The organism is Streptomyces sp. SL06 (assembly GCF_058244745.1).
In genome coordinates this window covers 248,949-264,670 of the sequence record NZ_JBSYOT010000002.1, presented here as the reverse complement: position 1 = coordinate 264,670, position 15,722 = coordinate 248,949, and the positions used below count along the sequence as shown (strand labels likewise).

The following is a 15,722-nucleotide window of genomic DNA, read 5'->3' as shown; positions in this document are numbered from 1 at the left end:
CCGGTCACCGCTCCCTGGTGAGCAGCTCCTCGGCCTCGGCGAGGATCTCGGTGACCCGCAGGCCGAACGCCGCGTCGCACGGATGCGGGCGCCCGCCGCCCGCGGCGGCGAGCAGCGCGTCCGCGGCCCGCGCGAGCGCGGGCACCGGCCCCTGCGCGGTCTCCGGCAGGAGCGTCACACCGGCCCGGCCGCGCAGCTCCACCGTCGCACCCGCGGCGGCGGGCGGCGCCGTCAGACTGAGCGTGAGCGTGCTGGACGCCCCGCCGGCGTGGTCGAGGACCAGATGGACGGTGTCCCCGGGACCCGGTGCCGCCGCGGTCACGCGCCGGGCGTCGCCGAGGACCGGCAGCAGTACGGACAGCGCGTGCGGTCCGAACGTCCCACAGGGCGCCCTTCTCCCGTCGCCAGGGCGAGTCGGCGAACGGGCTGTCGCCGGTGAACACGGCGCCGAGCCACTGTGCCCGCGCCGTGAACCAGCCGCCCCCGGCGGCCTGTTCGGTGATCCACGCCTCGGTCTCCGGCTGGAACCGGGTGGTGAGGAACACGACCGAGGAGACGCCCGCCGCACGCACCGCCTCCACCACCGCCCGCCCCTCGGCCACGGTCGCCGCGAGCGGCTTGTCGAGCAGCAGATGGCACCCGGCCCGTGCCGCGCGCACCGCCAGGCCGGCCTGCACGGCGGGAGGCAGCGCGACGGCGACGGCGTCCACGTCGGCGAGCAGGGCGTCGACCTCGTCGTAGGCACGTGTGCCGTGCCGCTCCGCCAGTTCCTTGGCGGCGTCCGGGCGACGCCCCCACACGCCCACGAAGTCCAGTTCGTCGTGCCGGACGAGCGCGGGGGCGTGCGTCATGTCCGCCCAGGGGCCGGTGCCGAGCAGTCCGATACGCATGCCGTCGCCTCTCCACGCTGCCGGACCCGAGGCCGGGCCCCCTGACGGCCGGCACGCCACGCCCCGACCGACCACCGAGCGTGCCACACCACCGCCCACCCGGACAGACCCGCACTCCACGAACACCGCGCAGGCACCGTACGATCCGCTCCCGGCTCCCGGCTCCCGGCTCCCGGCTCCCGGCTCCCGGCTCCCGGCTCCCGGCCCCCGGCCCCCGGCTCCCGGCCCCCGGCCCCCGGCCCCCGGCCCCCGGCCCCCGGCCGCCAGCCGCGCGGTGCGCCCTGGTGAGTTGATTCCCGGCCTTGGCCCGTGCGCCTGCTGCCGTGCCCCGTGGTCGTCGGACCGTCTGCCGCGTGGCGTGGCTCGGTGGTCCGCCCCGTTCCCGGTCCGTGGGTCCGTCCTCGTCCCGGGGAATCGTCTGCGGGACGGACGGGCCCGTGCGTCGTCGCTTCGGGTGAGGCCGGTGATTCTGCCGATCCCGGGGAGCGGGTCGGGTGCCGACAGTGGCATCTCCGGCTCATCGGCGATGTCCGGCCGGTGGATGTCCCGGAGCACGTGTCAGCACGTGTTCCGGGCGTGTGCGATCACCGGCCGGGCCGCTCGCCACGACAGAGAGGACCACTCCTCGTGCAGCAGAACCCCCACCCCCACGCCGCCCCCCGGGCCCCGCGCGGAACGCGGCGGCGGCTCGCCGGCGTCACGGCGGCCGTGGCCGCGGTCGTCGCGCTCGGTACCCTCACCGGCCCGGGTGCCCAGGCCGCCGACAACCCTTACGAGCGCGGCCCGGCGCCCACCGAGTCCAGCATCGAGGCGTCGCGCGGCCCGTACTCCGTGTCGGACACCAGCGTCTCCTCGCTCGCGGTCACCGGCTTCGGCGGCGGCACGATCTACTACCCGACCAGCACCGGCGACGGCACGTTCGGCGCCGTCGTGATCGCGCCCGGGTTCAGCGCGTACCAGTCCTCCATCGCCTGGCTCGGCCCGCGGCTGGCCTCCCAGGGCTTCGTCGTGTTCACCATCGACACCAACACCACACTGGACCAGCCCGACTCACGCGGCCGGCAACTGCTGGCCGCCCTGGACCACCTCACCGAGCGCAGCTCGGTGCGCGACAGGATCGACAGCGCCCGGCTCGGCGTCATGGGGCACTCGATGGGCGGCGGCGGCACGCTGGAGGCCGCGAAGTCCCGTCCCTCCCTCCAGGCCGCGATCCCCCTGACGCCCTGGAACACGGACAAGACCTGGCCCGAGGTCAGCACCCCGACACTGATCGTGGGAGCGGACGGGGACACGGTCGCCCCGGTCGCCTCGCACGCCGAACCGTTCTACTCCGGCCTGCCGTCCACCACGGACCGCGCGTACCTGAAGCTGAACAACGCGACCCATCTCGCACCGATCTCGTCGAACACGACGATCGCGAAGTACAGCGTCTCCTGGCTCAAGCGGTTCATCGACGACGACACCCGCTACGAGCAGTTCCTGTGCCCGCTGCCCCGGCCGAGCCTGACCATCGAGGAGTTCCGGGGCAACTGCCCGCACAACTCCTGACCCACCCGCACGGCACCGTCCGGCGGCGGTCGCGGGCAAGTCGCGGCCGCCGCCGGCGCGTTGTGCCGGTGCACGGCACCGGCCCGGCCCCGTTGGGCGGCGGCACAGCACGCGCACCGCCCGCGCGGCGCACCGTCGCAGGTGACAGGCCCGACGCCCCCGCGGACCGCCCCGGACCGATGGCTTCCGGCTCAGGTTACGCGCGCGTAACCTCCCGGGAATGACCGGAGAGACGACCGTACGCACGGCCGTGCGCGCGCTGTTGGACGGACTGCCCGCCCGCGGCGGCCACCTCGTCGTGACCGGCGAACCCGGACTCGGCCGGACCACCGTGCTCCAGTGGGCCGCCCGCTCCTTCCGGGCCGGTCCCGTACTCCACCTGAGCCCCGGCCCCGAGCCGGGCACCCGCCGCACCGCCGAGGAACTGCCCGGCATCCTGCGGGCGGCCACGGCCGGCGCGGCACCCGTGCTCGTATGCGCCGACGACGCGCACCTGTGGGACGCACCGTCCCGGGCCGCCCTGGCCCGCGCGGCCGAACACCCGCCCACCGCGGGACCCGTGGGCCTGCTCCTGTCCGTCGCCGGACACCGCGCCGTCGACCCGGAGTTCGCCCGCCTGCCCGTCGTCCGCCTGGACCCGCTGACCCCGCAACGGGCCGCCGCCCTGCTCGACGACACGACCGAAGGCGCCGCCGACCCGGCGGTCCGCGAACAGGTGCTGGCCGAGGCGGACGGCAACCCGGCCCTGCTGCTCGCCCTGGTCCGTCGGCTGTCACCCGCCGAACTGCGCGGCCACCGGCCCCCGCCCAGCCCCCTGGCCGACGCCGCGACCCTCGCCGAGGTCGCGGGCCGCGCACCGGTGGGCCCGTCCGCACACGCGCGGGACCTGCTGCTGACGGCGGCGGCCGCCGTACGCGCCTCGGACGGACCGGACGTTCGACGCCGGCCCGGTCCTGGACGCCGTACGGCAGTTGCGGCCGGCGTACGGGCCGCACCTCGGTCCGCAACCGCTGCCCGAGCAGCTCGTGCTGGCCGGCGACCGGCTGCGCTTCCACAGCCCGCTGGTCCGCCGTACCGTCCACGCCACCGCCGCGCCGGACCGGCGCCGCGCCGCGCACCGCGCGCTGGCCGACGTGCTGGAGGCCGGCGGCCACCGCCTCCCGGCGCTGCTGCACCGCTCCTGGTCCCTGACCGGCCGGGCACCCGCGCCCCGGCTCGCGGACCGGCTGGCCGCGGTGGCGGCCGACGGGGCGGTGCCGGCCTCGTACCGGCTGCGCGCGACCGCGTACGCCCGTGCCGCCGAGCTGACGGCCGACGCGGCGAGGCGGGCGGAGCGGTACACCACCGCGGCCGAGCACGCCCTGCTCGCCGGCCGCCCTCACCGGGCACGCCCGCTGCTCGACGCGGCCCGCGACCGCGCCGCCCCCGCCGCCGTACGGGGGCGGGCCGAACTGGTGCGCGGCCTGACGGAACTCAGGGACGGCCCCGTCGTGGACGCCCACCAGTCCCTGCTGCTGGCCACCTCCCTGCTCGCCACGGACGCCCCCGCCGAGGCCGCGACCGCCGCCCTGGCCGCCGTCGACGCGGCCTGGGCGGCGGGCGACCTGCGGGCGTGCCTGACCACGCTCGCACCCGAACCGACGCACCGGAACGACACCCCGGCCCGCCCGCCCACCGCCGCCCGGCGCCCCGCGGCACCCGAGGCCACCGCCGCGCGCGACCACCGCGCCGGCCTGCGGGCGCTGCTCGAAGGGCGCCTCGACCGGGCCACCGCGCCCCTCGGGCACGTGGTGGAGCGCGGCCGCAGCGACGACCGGCCCGAGGGGCTGCTGCGGTCGGCGCAGGCCGCGTTGCTGCTCGGCGACACGGACGCCGCCCGCCACGCCGGGGCTCGGGCACTGGCCGCCGCCCGGCAGCTCGGCTCCGACGCGCTGGTGCCGCGGGCACTGGAGTACCTCGCCTACGCCGAACTGCGCGCCGGCCGGCACCCGCAGGCGCGCACCCATGCCGAGGAGGGGCTGCGCACCGCGCTGCGGGCCGGGCAGCGCAACACGGCGGCACACCACCGGGCGGTACTGGCCCTCGCGGCGTCGATCGAGGAGGAGCCGGACGTCGTCGCCCGGCACGTCACCGCCGCGCTGGCCACCGCCAGGCGGCACGGACTGGCCCAGGCGGCGACCCTCGCGGAATGGGCGGCGGCCCGGACCGACCTCGGCCGGGGCCGCCCCCTCGACGCCGCCGACCGGCTCGGCCTCCTGGTGCTGCCCGGCCCCGGCCGCGGCCACTTCGCGGTGTGGCGGCTCGCGGTGCCGTGCTTCGTGGAGGCCGCGGTCCTCGCCGGACGCCACGAGGACACCCGCGAGGTCCTCACCGACTTCGCCCGCTGGGCGGCGTTCGGCGCCGACCCGCAGGCCGCCGCGCAACTGGCCCGCTGCCGCGCCCTTTTGGCCCCGCCGGACCACGCCGACGCCCTGTACCGGCACGCCCTGGCCCGGCACGAGGAGGCGGGCGGCGACTTCGAACGGGCCCGCACCGCCCTGCTGTACGGCAAATGGCTGCGCCGGCGCCGCAGACCGCGGGAGGCGCGCGGCCGGCTCGGCACCGCGCTGGCCGGCTTCGAGCGCTGCGGCGCCGGCGTCTGGGCGGCCCAGGCGCGCGGCGAACTGCGCGCGCTCGGCGCGGCGTCGCCCGGCGGGGAGGCCGGGACCCTCACCCGCCTCACACCGCAGCAACTGCGCATCGCCCGGCACGTCGCCGAGGGCGCCACCAACCGCGAGGTCGCGCTGACCCTCGCGGTGAGCACCCGCACGGTCGACTACCACCTCCGCAAGGTCTTCGCCGCGCTCGGCGTACGGTCCCGGCTGGAGCTGGCCCGCATGGTCGAGCACGCCGAACAGCGCGGACCGGCCGAAAAGACCGGTGCACAACCCTAGGGACCGACCGGACGGTATGTCATCCTTCGGGGCAGGACGAGCCAGGGGGCGGGTCCGGCGCGGACGGGACGGCCCGCGCCGGGCGCCCCCGCAAGCCCTGACCCCGGGGAGGACCGCGATGCAGCACGCCGTACGGTCACGAGCAGCGATCCGCACCGGGCTCGCGCCCGTGCCACGCCCACGGACACCGAGCGTCACGTCGTTGATCGACGCCGACGCGCTGCGTGTCCTGCACCGGGCCGCACACGCCCTGTTGGACGACCTGACCGACCTGACCGACCGGCTGGTGGCCCTGCTCCAGGAGCAGGAACCGGCGTACCACGCGGCCGTCACCAGGGCTCCCACCGCCACCCGGCAGGAGGTCCACCGCTCGCTGCGGCACGGCGTGGCCTCGCTGCTCGACCCGGGCGGCGCGCGGGACGCGGCCCGCCGCTGCTCCTGGCGGCTCGGCGCCACCCGCGCCGAGCAGGGACTCCCGCTGGACGCCCTGCTGCACGCCTTCCGCCTCGGCGGCTCCCTGGTGTGGCAGCGGCTGGTCGAGGAGACCTCCAGGACCGCGCCCGAGGACGTACGCCTCCTCGTCCACGTGGCCGCCGACGTGTGGAACTTCGTCGACCAGCACTGCACCCTCGTCACCGACGCCTACCGGCAGACCGAGTGGCAGATCGGCCGGCGCCGAGAGAACCGGGCCCGGCTGCTGGCGGCCGGCCTGCTCGACGGCACCAGCCGCATCGCCGACCTGCCCGAGGCCGCCCAGGCGCTCGGCCTGCCCGAGCAGGGCCGGTACGTCGTCGTGGCCGTCACCGGCGGGCCCCTCGCCCGGTCCGCAGCCGCCCGCGCCGCCGCCGTACCGCCCGGCGCGCGCGTCCACTGGCACGCGGGGGCCGGGGCCGACCACGGCATCGTCCTGATCGGCGCCGGCGACGACGGGCTCGCGGCCCCGCGGCGGCCGGAGTCCGGGCCGCACGTCCACCTCCCCGGTCTCCGGATCGGCGTCGGCACCCCGGTCGACGGGCTCGCCCGCGTCGGGGACGCCCGCAGGCTCGCCGACACCGCGCTGGACATCTGTCCCCGGGACGGCGGCACGGTGAGACTGGCCGACCGGCTCCCCGCCGCCCTGGTCGTCTCGAGCCCCGAACTCGGCCGGGCCCTGGCCGAGAAGGTGCTCGGCCCCGTGCTGCGTCTGGAGCCCGCCGACCGCGAGGTGCTGCTCGACACCCTCACCACGTGGCTCGACTGCGACGGTTCGGCGCAGCGGGCCGGCGAACGCCTCTACTGCCACCGCAACACCGTCCTCAACCGCCTCCGCCGCTGCGAACAACTGACCGGCCGCTCCCTGGCCCGCCCGGCCGACGCCGTCGAGATCAGCCTGTCCCTGACCGCCCACCGGGTCCTCCACGACTGACGACGCGATCCGCGTCCCACGCCGCCCCGGGACCGGAGCCCGCTCCATGCCGAGGGAGAACGGCACCTCACGGCGAGTCCGGCGGTGCCGCCGTCCGTCGATGCCCTGGTGAGCACGGCGGCGCCGCCGACACGAGTCCACGCGGCGACCCGCGAGGCCACCGCCCGGCGGCACGGCTCCGGCCCCCATGGCGGCCCGGCATCTCTACGGGTGCGGTTCCGGCGGCACGGCGTCGTGTCGTCCTCGGCGCGGCTGTGCGCCGGGTGCGGGGAGGCGGTGTCCGGCGGCACGGCCGGCCCCCTCGGCGACCCGGCGTCCCCAAGGGCGCGGCACCGTGCTCCGCTGGGCGTCCGCACAGAGTCGGCGGCGTCGGACTGGGAGGCCGCAGCGAACCCGTGCGGGAGCCCTGTACGGCCGGCGGTGCCCGTGCTGTCGTGAGCCCCCCGTTCACCCGCCACCGTGCCGCCCCGGCCCGGTCCCAAGGAGCCGCGATGCCCGCAGCACCACCGGACGGCGCGCCCGCGCTGCGCGTCGAGAACCTCGACGTGACGTACGGGCGTGCGCTGTCCGCCCTCCGCTCCGTGTCCCTGACCGTCCCGCACGGTGCCGTCGTCGCGCTGCTCGGTGCCAACGGCGCCGGCAAGACGACGCTGCTGCGGGCCGTCTCGGGCACCCTGCGCCTGCACCGCGGCGCGATCACGGCCGGCCGGATCCGCTACGCCGGCACGGTCCTCGACGGCCGGGACCCGGTCGCCGCCGTACACGCCGGAGTCGTCCAAGTGCCCGAGGGCAGGCGGGTGTTCGCCGGACTCACCGTCGACGAGAATCTGCGGGCCGGCGCACTCGGCCTCGACCGGCGCACCCCGGGCCGGGTCCGAGAGGCCCGGGACCGGGTCCTCGGCCTCTTCCCCCGGCTCGCCGAACGCACCGGCCAGGCCGCCGGCCTGTTGTCCGGCGGGGAGCAGCAGATGCTCGCCATCGGCCGCGCCCTGATGGCCGCGCCCCGACTGCTCCTCCTCGACGAACCCTCACTCGGCCTCGCCCCGCTGATGGTGAACCGGATCGCCGAAGTCGTCCGCGAGATCAACGCGCGGGGCACCGCCGTGCTGCTCGTCGAGCAGAACGCCGGCATGGCGCTGTCGCTCGCGCAACACGCCCACGTCCTGGAGGTCGGCGAGATCCGGCTCTCCGGCGACGCCGGCGAACTCGCCAGGACGGACGCCGTACGCCGCCTCTACCTCGGCGAGACCACCGACGGCCGGGGGGCCGCGTGACCGGCCGCACCGCCGCGCCCCCCGCGCTCGAAGTCCGGGGCGTGAGCGTGCGCTTCGCCGGCCTCGTCGCCCTCGACGACGTCTCCCTCACCGTCGCCCCCGGCACGGTGCACGCCGTCATCGGCCCCAACGGCGCGGGCAAGTCCACCTGTTTCAACGTCCTGTCGGGCCTGCACCGGCCCACCACCGGCACCGTACGACTCGGCGGCGCCGAACTGACCAGGCTCGCCCCGCACCGGATCGCCGCCCTCGGCGTGGCCCGCACCTTCCAGAACATCGTCACCACCCGGGGCACCGTCGCCGACAACCTGATGCTCGGCCGGCACGCCCTCTCGCACGCGGGGTTCGCCGCCAGTGCCCTGCGTCTGCCGCACGCCGTGCGCGAACAGCGCGAACACCTCGCCAGGGCCCGCGAGATCGCCGAACTCACCGGCCTGGGCGCCCACTTCGACGCACCCGTCGCCCTGCTGTCCTACGGCGACCGCAAGCGCGTCGAACTCGCCCGCGCCCTCTGCCTGGAGCCCCGTGTCCTGCTGCTCGACGAACCCGTGGCCGGCATGAACGCCGCCGAACGCACCCGCACGGCCGAGGTCGTCCGGGAGATCCACGCCGAACTCGGCCTGTCCGTCGTGCTGGTCGAGCACGACATGGGCCTGGTCATGCGGCTCGCCGACGAGGTCACCGTCCTCGACTTCGGCCGGGTCATCGCCCACGGCACCCCCGACGAGGTGCGCCGCGACCCGGAGGTGCTGCGCGCCTACCTCGGCACCGACACCCCGGGGGAGGACGCGGCATGAGCGGCTTCCTCGACAACCTCCTCAACGGCCTGGCCCTCGGCTCGGTCTACGCCTTGATCGCCCTCGGCTTCGTCACCATCTTCAAGGCCTCCGGCGTACTGAACTTCGCCCACGGTTCCCTGCTGCTGCTCGGCGGCTACCTCGTCGCCGTCCTCCACGACGACCTCGGGTTCGCCGGGGCGCTGGCCCTCGCGGTCCTCGTGACGGCGGCCGTCGCCGGGGCGCTGGACCGGCTGGTGCTGCAACGCCTCGGCACCGACCCGCACACCGCCCACGCGCAGACCATCGTCACCATCGGCATCGACATCGTCCTGGTGACCGACCTGGCCCGGCGCATCGGCGGCGACCTGCTGCCGCTCGGCGACCCCTGGGGCGACGCGGTCACCGACCTGGGCCCGGTGACCGTCGCCGACAGCCGAGTCGCCGCGATCCTGGTCTCCGCCGCGGCCATCGGCGGCGCCTTCGCGCTCTTCAGGTTCACGCCGTGGGGCCTGTCGCTGCGCGCGTCCGCCGAGGACGCCGAGGCCGCCGCCCTCATGGGAATACGGCTGAACCGGGTGCGCACCGTCGCCTGGTGCCTGGCCGGCGGCCTCGCCGCGCTCGCCGCGGTCTTCCTGGTCGCGTTCCCGGCGCCGGGCCTTGAGCGCACCACCGGGCAGATCGCCCTCAAGGCGTTCCCGGCGGCGATCCTCGGCGGCATGGCCTCCCCGGTCGGCGCCCTGGTCGGCAGCGCGCTGATCGGCCTCACCGAGGCCTTCGTCGCCGGCTACCAGTCCGACCTGCACGTCCTTGGCGAGGGCTTCGGCGATGTCGCGCCGTACGCCGTGATGGTGCTGGTCCTCCTGATGCGCCCCGCCGGGCTCTTCGCGGCGAAGGGAGCGGCCCGTGTCTGACCTCCGCGAGCGAGGCGACCGCGGCACCCTCGCATACGGCAGACTCCTGCCGCCCGCCCTCCTCCTGTGTGCCCTGCCCTTCTACCTGGACGCCTTCTGGCTGCGCATCGGCCTGTTCTCCATGGCCGCGGCCATCGGCGCCGTCGGGCTCGGCCTGCTCAGCGGCACCGCGGGACAACTCTCCCTCGGGCACGCCTTCTTCCTCGCCGTCGGCGCCTACGGCTACGTCTGGCTCGCGGGCGAGCCCGGCCCCGGGCTGCCGCCCGTCGTCGCCCTCGTCCTCGCCGTACTGCTCGCCGGCGCGGCGGGCGGCCTGTTCAGCCCCGTCGCCGCCCGGGTGAAGGGCGTCTACCTGGGCGTGGCCACGCTCGCCCTGGTCTTCCTCGGCCACCACCTCCTGCTCACCGCCGACTCCGTCACCGGCGGCTTCAACGGCCGCTCGGTGCCGCCGCTGGAGTTCGCCGGGTTCGCCTTCGCGGGGTCCGGCCCGGAACTGACGGTGCTGGGCGTGCCGTTCGGCGCCGAGGAACGCCTCTGGTACCTGGGCCTCGCCCTGTTCGCGCTGACCTGGTGCACCGCGCGCGCACTGCTGCGCGGGCGGCCCGGCCGCGCCCTGGCGGCGCTGCGCGACAGCGAGACCGCGGCGTCCGTGATGGGCGTGCACGTCGCCCGGTACCGCTCGGCGGCGTTCGTCGTCTCCTCGATGTACGCGGGCCTCGCCGGCGTCCTGCTCGCGCTCTCCTTCCGCCGCGTCGTGCCGGACTACTTCTCCCTCGCCCTCTCCGTCGACTACCTCGCCATGATCGTCATCGGCGGTCTCGGCTCCGTGGCCGGAGCCACCGCCGGAGCCGTCTTCGTCACCGCGCCGCCCCTGCTGATGACGCGCTACGCCGACCGGCTGCCGCTGGTGGCCACCCCGGGCTCAGGCGACGGCTCCCTCGGCCCGACCGAGGCCTCCCGCTATCTCTACGGCGCGGCGATCATCGTGATCCTCCTCTACGCCCCCGACGGCCTGCACGGACTCGCCCGCCGCACCCGCGCCCGACTGCGCCGCACACCGCCCGGCACCGACCCTCCCGCCGCCGGGACCACGCCCCGCACCCCCGCCACCACCGCACGAGCCGAGGAGCACACCCCGTGAACATCACGCACCCCAGGCCCCGCACCACCCGGACCGCCGCCCTGGCCGCGGCCCTGGCCGCCGTGCTGCTCGCGGGCACCGCCTGCGGCTCCAAGGCGGGCGGCACGAGCGCCGCCGACGGCGCCGACGGTGTCACTACAGGGCCAGGAGTCAGCGACAGGGCCATCAGACTGGGCGCGCTGACCGACCTCACCGGCCCCTACGCCACCCTCGGCAGAAGCATCGTGCAGGCCCAGCAGATGTGGGCCGACGAGACCAACGCCGCGGGCGGCATCTGCGGGCGCGAGGTCGAGATCGTCGTCAAGGACCACGGCTACGACGTGCAGAAGGCCGTCACCGCGTACGCCGACATCGCCCCGGACGTCGTCGCCCTGCCCCAGGTCATCGGCTCACCGGTGGTCTCGGCCCTGCTCGACGACATCGAGCGGGACCGCATGCTGACCTTCCCGCAGGCCTGGGCGGCCGACCTGCTCGGCAGGGACTCCGTTCAGGTCCTCGGCACCACCTACGACCTCGACATGATCGCCGCCGTCGACTTCCTCACCCGTACCGGCAAGGTCGCGGGGGGTGACACGATCGGCCACGTGTACTTCGAGGGCGACTACGGCGCCAACGCGCTGGAGGGCTCCGAGTGGGCGGCCGGGCAGGCGGGGGTGAAGGTGGCCGGCCAGAAGATCAGGGCCACGGACACCGATCTGTCCGCGCAGGTGTCGGCGCTGGACAAGGCCGGGGTCAAGGCGATCCTGATCAGCGCGGGTCCCGCGCAGACCGCCTCGCTCGCCGGGGTGGCCGCCGCCCGCGGTCTGAAGGTGCCGATCGTCAGCAGCGCCCCCGGGTTTGCCCCGCAGTTGCTGAAGACGCCCGCGGCGGCGGCGCTGGCGGCCATGGTCCATGTGGTCAGCGCCGCACCGGCGGTCGGTTCCGAACTGCCGGGCGTCAAGAAGATGGTCGCCTCCTACGGCGAGAAGTACCCGGGCGAGCCGGTCGACTCCGGTGTGCTCTCCGGATACAACGCCGCCCAACTGATGGGCGCCGACCTGAAGAAGGCCTGTGCGGGCGGCAGCCTCACCCGCGAGAGCGTGGTCAAGGCGCACCGCTCGCAGAAGAACGCCGACACCGGCCTCGGCACCCCGCAGGACTTCACCTACGTGACCGCGCCGGCGAGCCGGTCCACGTATGTGCTGAAGCCCGACGCCAAGGCGGTCGGTGGTCTGGTCGAGGTGGAGGAGGCCCACAAGGCGCCCGGCGTCGACGCCTACCTGGCCGGGCGCTGAGACCGCTGAGTGTCCGTCAATTCGCGTGCCAGGCAGTTGGTTTGACGGTCATGGGGTCCTGCCACTGGTTTCCCTGAAGACCCGGTCCTTAAGATGTACTCTCGGTCAGGCCAGCGCAGTTGGCGCGGTACGGAGCTGGGGGAACGATGCAGGTCGAGAAGCGGTTGTCCACGGAGATCGACGCCAATGTGCCGACGGCCGCGCGTATGTACGACTACTACCTGGGCGGCAAGGACAACTACGCGGCCGACCGGGCGGCGGTCGGGGAACTCGACAAGGTGGTCCCCAGCACGCGCCGCCTGGCGCTGAACAACCGGCGCTTCTTACAGCGGGTCGTCAGGACCCTTGTCGAGGACTACGGCATCCGCCAGTTCCTCGACCACGGCTCCGGCCTGCCCACGCAGGACAACGTGCACCAGGTCGCCCAGCGCGTCGCCCCCGACTCCCGCGTCGTCTACGTCGACAACGACCCGATGGTGCTGGTCCACGGCCGGGCCCTGCTGGACCAGAACGACCGGACCGCCGTCATACACGCGGACATGCGTGCGACGGAGGAGATCTTCTCCCACCCGGACACCCAGCGTCTGATCGACTTCTCGCAGCCGGTGGCCGTGCTGTTCAACTCGGTCTTCCACTGCATCCCGGACAGCGACACCGACGGCCCCTGCGCGGTCGTCCGCCGGGTGACCGAGCGGCTCGTGCCGGGGAGCTACGCGGTGATCTGCCAGTTGGTCAGCGAGGACGCCGAAGTGCGGAAGTTCGTCACGGACTTCATGGACCGGGCGACGCAGGGGCACTGGGGCCGGGTCCGCGAGCCCAAGGACGTTGAGGCCTACTTCGAGGGCATGGACATCCTGGAGCCGGGGCTGGTGGAGGTCTCCGAGTGGCGTCCTGACACCGAGGTGGCACCCCGTCAGCTCACCGACGAGTGGATCGAGTTCGGCGGCCTGGGCCGCCTGCGCTGACGGAGCGGGCCGACAGAGCAGAGGGGCCGTGCGACGCGCGGCCCCTCTGCTGCTTCCTAGGCCGCGGGGTAGCGAAGCGTCATCGTCTCGCGCAGCAACTCCCGGGAGGCGCGGGGAGTCAGCGCCTCGTCGGCCAGCCGGTCCAGCGCGACCCGGTACTCCTCGGTCTCGTCCCGGTCCTCAAGGAAGTTGGCGCTCTTGATGTGCTCCAGATAGACCACGTCGGGCAGATCGATGCCGCCGAAGCGCAGATAGGTGACCGGGATCGCGGGCGCCGACGCGTTCGTCACGTCCAACGGCACGATCTGGAGCGTCACATGCGGCTGCTTCGCCATCTCGACCAGATGCGCGAGCTGCTCACGCATGATCTCGCGGCTGCCCAGCACGCGCAGCAGCACGGACTCGTCGATGATCGCCCACAGCTGGGGCGGGTCGCCGCGGTGCAGCAACTTCGAGCGACGCGTCCGCAGTTCGACGCGCCGTTCGATCTCCCCGGCCGGCGCGTTCGGCAGGCCGCGCTCGACCACGGCCCGGGTGTAGTCCCGCGTCTGCAGCAGACCCGGGACGTACTGGATCTCGAAGGTGCGGATGATCGCCGCGGCCTCCTGGAGACCGACCAGGCGGTCGAACCACTCGGGCATCAGGCGTTTGTCGTACCGCTGCCACCAGCCGGGTTCTCCGGCGCGCTGCAACAGCTTGAGCAGTACCGAGGCCTCGTAGGCGTCGGTGCCGTACCGCTCCAGCAGCGCACGGACATCGTTCTCCGTCGGAGGCCTGCGGCCCTTGCCCGACTCTATGCGCGAGAGCTTCGCCGGGCTGAAGCCGAGGGCGCGGGCCGCCTGCTCCTGGGAGAAGCCCGCGTCCTCGCGAAGGCCCGCCAGCTGAACGCCGACGAGCATCTTCAGCAGAGTCGGAGCCGGCTCGACCCGGTCCAGATAGGGTTCGAGACGGGAGGTGTGATGCGGCGCGGCGGACATCCTGGCTCCCAGCAGACCGGCAGACTTGAAGAAAAGACTATCTCATTCCACCGGTGCCGGGACTTGGCCCATCCGCCCACGGGAAAGGGGCAGTTGGGCTCCGCCTCGCCGTCGGAGCACCCGCCTCACAGCAGGTGGTCGAACTCGCCCTCCTTCGCACCGGCCAGGAAGGCGGCCAGCTCGGCGGGGGTGTAGACGAGTGCGGGACCGTCCGGGTAGCGGGAGTTGCGCATCGCTATGCCTCCGTCCACGAGCGCGACCTCGACACAGTTGCCCTCCGCGTTGCTGTGCCGGCTCTTCTTCCAGCAGACGTCCAACGTGCTGGCCTGTACTCCGTTGCTCACTGATGGCACTGCGGTCTCCTTGCCGTTGGGGGTGCGGACCGGGCCTCGTCGGTCGCCGGTTCGCTCCCATCCGATTTTTTTCGCGCAATTTCTCGTGCAATTGCACGCGATCGCTCTCAGCGTGGATAATAGCCGTGTCGTCAACCCCTCGGTAGGCGCCCTGACCTGACGTCGCATCAGGGGGATCTGCCCCCCCATCTCCGACCTGACCCGACTGCCGCGGAAGGGCCCCACACCATGCGCAGCGCTCCGACACCCGAGCCGAGCACCCGGCGCACCGACCGTCAGACGCAGCCGCCCGGCTCGCGGACCGCGGCCCCCCTCGCGGGGCTCGACGCCGTGCCCTGGAGTGACATCCAGGACTCCAGCGGCTCGGCCGCGGCCATTCCCCGGCTGCTGCGCAAGGTCGCCGGTGGGGACGCCGAGACCGCCCGAGCCGCCCTCGGCGACTTGCGGAAACGCATCTGCCAGTACGGCTTCGTCGTCGAACAGGCGACCGCCGCGACCGTCCCCTTCCTGTGGGAACTGGCCCAGCGGCCCCAGGTGAAGTGCCGCGCCCAGATCATCCAGTTGCTCCAGAACATCGCCGACGCCCGGCAGTGGGAGACCACCGCCACCGCCTACCCCAAGCTGCTCAACCACCGGGAGAACCCGGTGGTGTGGGAGCGCGCGGCGCGACAGGCCGTCCGCGCCCGGCGGGACGGGCTGGAGCGGCTGCTGGCCGAGGACGACAGCGAGATCACCCGCGCCACGACCGAACTCGCCCGCACTCTCGGAGACTGAGACCCGCGCCCTCCACGGGGGAGAAGGCGCGGGTCTCCTTATCCGGCCCGGCGGCCAACCATCCGCCGCGCGGTGGATACGGACGGTGCGGCGAAGTGGCGGTCGGACAGCAAGCGTCGGATTCTCGTCAATTGCGAACAGTCGTGCGCACGGTGGGAATGTTTCGAGCGGGTTCGGGCATACGCAGCGAAAATCGAGAGAGGGGCGCTTCGTGCTGGAACCGAACCCGAAGGTCGTCAGGGAGTTGCTGACGCGGTACGCGTCGCTGCGGATGGCTCAGGCGGAGAGGGAGAGGCCGGCGACGGAGCGGGAACTGGCGGACGTCAGTTACACACTGTGCGTGATGATGGCGACGACCAGCGTCCATGACGCGGTGGCGAAGGCGGACGCGCTGCTGCTCGCCAAGCGGCGGCCGGCGGCGAAGGCCCGCACGGTGAGCCCCGACGAGGGCGGCGGCGTGTCCCTGGCCGTGTGACATCGCCGTACCCGGGCGCCCGC

General features: G+C 74.5%; 12 protein-coding genes and 2 pseudogenes. 11 read left to right on the top strand and 3 right to left on the bottom strand.

Annotated elements, in window-relative coordinates; all coding sequences use genetic code 11:
* Positions 1-4: 4 nt before the first annotated feature.
* Positions 5-890 (bottom strand): annotated as a pseudogene (locus AC4IHM_RS01550) (Gfo/Idh/MocA family protein).
* Positions 891-1,517: 627 nt separating this feature from the next.
* Between AC4IHM_RS01550 and bdeA the strand changes: the two are divergent.
* From bdeA to AC4IHM_RS01505, 9 genes and pseudogenes are all read left to right on the top strand, one after another.
* Positions 1,518-2,438 (top strand): bis(hydroxyethyl) terephthalate hydrolase, encoded by a 921-nt coding sequence (gene bdeA / locus AC4IHM_RS01545; RefSeq protein ID WP_490865267.1) that lies wholly within the window; start codon positions 1,518-1,520, stop codon positions 2,436-2,438.
* A 220-nt stretch (positions 2,439-2,658) separates the two neighbouring features.
* Positions 2,659-5,371: pseudogene (locus AC4IHM_RS01540) on the top strand (helix-turn-helix transcriptional regulator).
* A gap of 118 nt (positions 5,372-5,489) precedes the next feature.
* Complete coding sequence (locus tag AC4IHM_RS01535) at positions 5,490-6,776, top strand: PucR family transcriptional regulator (protein ID WP_490865266.1); 1,287 nt, start codon at positions 5,490-5,492, stop codon at positions 6,774-6,776.
* A 491-nt stretch (positions 6,777-7,267) separates the two neighbouring features.
* The gene (locus tag AC4IHM_RS01530) at positions 7,268-8,050 is read left to right on the top strand and encodes an ABC transporter ATP-binding protein (protein ID WP_490865265.1); all 783 of its coding nucleotides are present in this window, start codon (positions 7,268-7,270) and stop codon (positions 8,048-8,050) included.
* Complete coding sequence (locus AC4IHM_RS01525) at positions 8,047-8,847, top strand: ABC transporter ATP-binding protein (RefSeq protein ID WP_490865264.1); 801 nt, start codon at positions 8,047-8,049, stop codon at positions 8,845-8,847. Before AC4IHM_RS01530 ends, AC4IHM_RS01525 begins: the two co-directional genes overlap by 4 nt.
* Positions 8,844-9,740, top strand: coding sequence for a branched-chain amino acid ABC transporter permease (locus tag AC4IHM_RS01520; protein ID WP_490865263.1), 897 nt, complete (start codon positions 8,844-8,846; stop codon positions 9,738-9,740). Before AC4IHM_RS01525 ends, AC4IHM_RS01520 begins: the two co-directional genes overlap by 4 nt.
* The gene (locus AC4IHM_RS01515) at positions 9,733-10,881 is read left to right on the top strand and encodes a branched-chain amino acid ABC transporter permease (RefSeq protein WP_490865262.1); all 1,149 of its coding nucleotides are present in this window, start codon (positions 9,733-9,735) and stop codon (positions 10,879-10,881) included. The genes AC4IHM_RS01520 and AC4IHM_RS01515 overlap by 8 nt, the downstream gene beginning before the upstream one ends.
* Positions 10,878-12,155 carry an ABC transporter substrate-binding protein gene (locus tag AC4IHM_RS01510; RefSeq protein ID WP_490865261.1) on the top strand — a complete coding sequence of 426 codons (1,278 nt, stop codon included), beginning with the start codon at positions 10,878-10,880 and terminating at the stop codon, positions 12,153-12,155. Before AC4IHM_RS01515 ends, AC4IHM_RS01510 begins: the two co-directional genes overlap by 4 nt.
* A 146-nt stretch (positions 12,156-12,301) precedes the next feature.
* Positions 12,302-13,120 (top strand): SAM-dependent methyltransferase, encoded by an 819-nt coding sequence (locus AC4IHM_RS01505; RefSeq protein WP_490865260.1) that lies wholly within the window; start codon positions 12,302-12,304, stop codon positions 13,118-13,120.
* A 56-nt stretch (positions 13,121-13,176) separates the two neighbouring features.
* Here the strand turns inward: AC4IHM_RS01505 and AC4IHM_RS01500 are convergent, their stop codons facing one another.
* Positions 13,177-14,097, bottom strand: a complete 921-nt coding sequence (locus AC4IHM_RS01500; protein WP_490865259.1) for a helix-turn-helix domain-containing protein — start codon at positions 14,095-14,097, stop codon at positions 13,177-13,179.
* A gap of 125 nt (positions 14,098-14,222) precedes the next feature.
* A complete protein-coding gene (locus AC4IHM_RS01495) occupies positions 14,223-14,450 on the bottom strand; it encodes a DUF397 domain-containing protein (protein WP_490865258.1) in 228 nt (75 codons plus the stop codon).
* Between the two features lie 228 nt (positions 14,451-14,678).
* On the opposite strand from AC4IHM_RS01495, the gene AC4IHM_RS01490 reads away from it, so the two are divergent.
* Both AC4IHM_RS01490 and AC4IHM_RS01485 read left to right on the top strand, forming a co-directional pair.
* Positions 14,679-15,224, top strand: coding sequence for a hypothetical protein (locus AC4IHM_RS01490; RefSeq protein ID WP_490865257.1), 546 nt, complete (start codon positions 14,679-14,681; stop codon positions 15,222-15,224).
* Between the two features lie 211 nt (positions 15,225-15,435).
* Positions 15,436-15,699, top strand: coding sequence for a DUF5133 domain-containing protein (locus AC4IHM_RS01485; protein WP_490865256.1), 264 nt, complete (start codon positions 15,436-15,438; stop codon positions 15,697-15,699).
* The last annotated feature ends 23 nt before the right edge of the window (positions 15,700-15,722 follow it).